The organism is Synechococcus sp. OH2 (assembly GCF_047462155.1).
GTDB lineage: Bacteria > Cyanobacteriota > Cyanobacteriia > Thermostichales > Thermostichaceae > Thermostichus.
Map to the genome: position 1 here is coordinate 1116 of NZ_JANSIR010000076.1, position 2681 is coordinate 3796.

Here is a 2681-nt window from a genome sequence, read left to right on the forward strand (position 1 = left end):
GGCCGGCACCACTCGCGTGGAAAGCACCGCCCCCTCAGAGGTGGGATCCCCGGCAAACACCCCCTGGGGAAATCCCGGCTCTCCCAGCGGCGGGATAGAAGAACTGGAGGTGCCCCCACAGGCGGCCAGGGCGGCTGCCCCACCGCCAAACATCAGCAACTGCAGGAAAAAGCGACGGGAACGCAGGGAACTCATACAGCTAACCTCAGCGACGCAGGCAAATGTAAAGGGATCCGCAACAATGGCCAATTGCCCCTAGTCAAGCACTTCTGCGCCCAAACTGAGGTTGTGGGCCGGTGAAAACTGGGTTAGCTTCTGTTTAAGAACGCCAGACCTGAGGCTTGGGTTCTCCGCGGCCTTTTCATAGCCCTTCCTGCGAAGGCTAAAATTCCATTAAGGTTTTTTGCTTTTTGGCTTTGTTTTCGGTTTTGCGTTCTGGAACCTCTTGTTGACCCAAGGAGGGATCGTCGTGGCTACGGAGACTCTGGTTAAGCCTTCTGTAACCCCGAAGCATATGCCCATGTACCGGGTGTTGCTGCACAACGACGATGTCAACACCATGGAGTACGTGGTGCAGGTGCTGGTGAAGGTCATTCCATCGATGATGCCGCCGCAAGCCACCGAGATCATGTTGGAAGCCCACAACAACGGCGTTGCTGTGGTCATCGTGGTGCCGCGGGAGCACGCGGAGTTTTACTGCGAGCAGCTGCGCCAGCACGGCCTCACCAGCTCGATCGAGCCGGAACGCTAGTTAGGAGCGGTTTGGGTGGGCCTGCCGACTGCTGAGCTGATTGGCAAACTCAAGGCCTTTCCCTTGCCGCTGCGGCTGTTGCTGTTTTTGGGGATCCCCCTTTTGGCCTGGCTACCGTGGGTCGGCCTGGGGGGATTTTTCTTTGGCCGAGAGTACCTCTGGCTGCCGCTGTATGCTCTACTGCTCCTTTGGCTGTGGCTGTGGGGATCTGGGTTTGCCGCCTATGGCCTGGACAAGAGTTGGGCCTGCCGAGCTGGGATCCTCTGGGGCCTGGGGATGGGTGTGGGCGGGCTTTTTCTGCTCTTTGGCCTGGAGGGGGCCCTGGGCTGGCTGAGCTGGCGGCCGGTGGAAGGGGGATCCCTGCTGGGCTATGGCTTGCTGGGGCTAGGGGTGGGCCTGGCGGTGGCCCTGGCAGAAGAGCTGTTGTTCCGCGGCTGGCTGCTGCAGGAGATGGCCTTGGACTACGGCTGGACAAGCGCTCTGTGGGGATCCAGCCTTCTCTTTGCTTTGGCCCACTTTTTGAAGCCGCCAGCAGAGATCCTCGCCACCTGGCCCCAGTTTCCGGGACTGTGGCTGATGGGCCTGCTGCTGGCTCAGGCCAAGGTGTGGAACCAAAACAAGCTAGGACTCAGCCTGGGGCTGCACGCCGGCTGGGTGTGGGGCATCACCTGGGTCAACAACTTGGCTTGGATCGAGTACACCGGCAGGGCGCCAGAGTGGCTTACCGGCATCGGCGGCAACCCCCTAGCCGGGCTGATGGGCCTGCTCTTCCTGGGCGGCACCTTCCTTGTTCTCAAGAGGTTGGCCACCGACAGAAGCTGAACAACGCCGAAGCATCTCCCCTCTCCCTCAGGGAGAGGGGCCGGGGGTGAGGGTCGTCCCTCAGGGAGAGGGGCCGGGGGTGAGGGATCTGTCTCAATCCAGTTATTTCGAGATCTCCTCCCCCCAAGGGCCGCTCTCATAGTAGGCGGCCAGCCTCTCCTGGTCGGGCTGAGTGAGCAAGCTCACCCCCACCAGCACCGCCGTGCCGACAACCACCGCCGGGATCACCGGCAGCCAGCCCCCCGTCCAGGCTTGGGGCAACAGGCCCGCCAGCCAGCCCAAGGTGAGACCGCTGGAAACCAAAGCTCCGGCTACGGCCCCGGCGCGGGTAGCCCGCTTCCAGTACAGGCCGGCAATCAAGAGGGGAAAGAGCATGGCGTTGCCCTGAAAGCTCCAGGTGGCGATCTGGGCGATGAGCCCCGGTGGCCTGACGGCAATGGCAAAGGAAACCAGCCCAATCCCCAGCACCACCCAGCGGCCCAACAGCTCCTCCTGGTGCGGAGAAAGCTGGCGCTTGAGCAAGGTAACCACCAGATCCCGGGTAACCAGGGAGCTGGCTGTTAGCAGTTGCGAGTCCGCCGTAGACATCAAAGCCGCCAGCGCCGCTGTAATCACCACTGCCGCCACGCCGCTGGGCAGGGTCTGCAACATCAGCGGCATGATCTGATCCGGCTGCTGCAGGTCAGGAAAAGCCAGCCGACCCCAGACGCCAATGAGGGCTGCTGGGAAGAACACCAGTAGAATCAGCAGCGGCCAGACCACCATCAGGGTCTGGAAGGGACAGGCACTTTTGGCCATGTAGAAGCGCTGAAAAAATTGGGGGAAAAGGGGCGTAGCCATCAAAAACAGCAGTTGGTTGCCAAGCAGGGTCTGCCAGCTCCAGCGCCCCTGGGGGCCGGGCAAGCTCAGCCAGGGATCCAACCGGCTGCCGGCCTCTTGGCCCCAACTCAAGGCCACGGCCACAAAGGCCACTCCCATCCCCACAACCAAGATGATCCCCTGCACCACGTCCGTCCAGACCACGGCCTGGGAGCCGCCGAAGAGGACATAGCCCAGGATGACCAGCGCCACCCCCACCGCCAGGGGCCAGTAGGGGATCCCTTCCCCC

3 protein-coding genes and 1 pseudogene are annotated in these 2681 nt (G+C 62.4%); 2 read left to right on the plus strand and 2 right to left on the minus strand.

Annotation, left to right across the window (positions count from 1 at the left end):
• Positions 1-195, minus strand: a pseudogene (locus NW835_RS06415) (alkaline phosphatase); the annotation flags it as partial.
• Positions 196-469: 274 nt separating this feature from the next.
• Between NW835_RS06415 and clpS the strand changes: the two are divergent.
• Together clpS and NW835_RS06425 are read left to right on the plus strand one after the other, a co-directional pair.
• A complete protein-coding gene (gene clpS / locus NW835_RS06420) occupies positions 470-751 on the plus strand; it encodes an ATP-dependent Clp protease adapter ClpS (RefSeq protein ID WP_414333897.1) in 282 nt (93 codons plus the stop codon).
• A 15-nt stretch (positions 752-766) separates the two neighbouring features.
• Entirely contained in the window at positions 767-1573 is an 807-nt protein-coding gene (locus tag NW835_RS06425; protein ID WP_414338270.1) for a lysostaphin resistance A-like protein, read from the plus strand.
• Between the two features lie 102 nt (positions 1574-1675).
• Here the strand turns inward: NW835_RS06425 and NW835_RS06430 are convergent.
• Positions 1676-2681 (minus strand): sodium:solute symporter family protein (locus tag NW835_RS06430; protein ID WP_414414828.1); only part of this gene is annotated, 1006 nt, incomplete at its 5' end.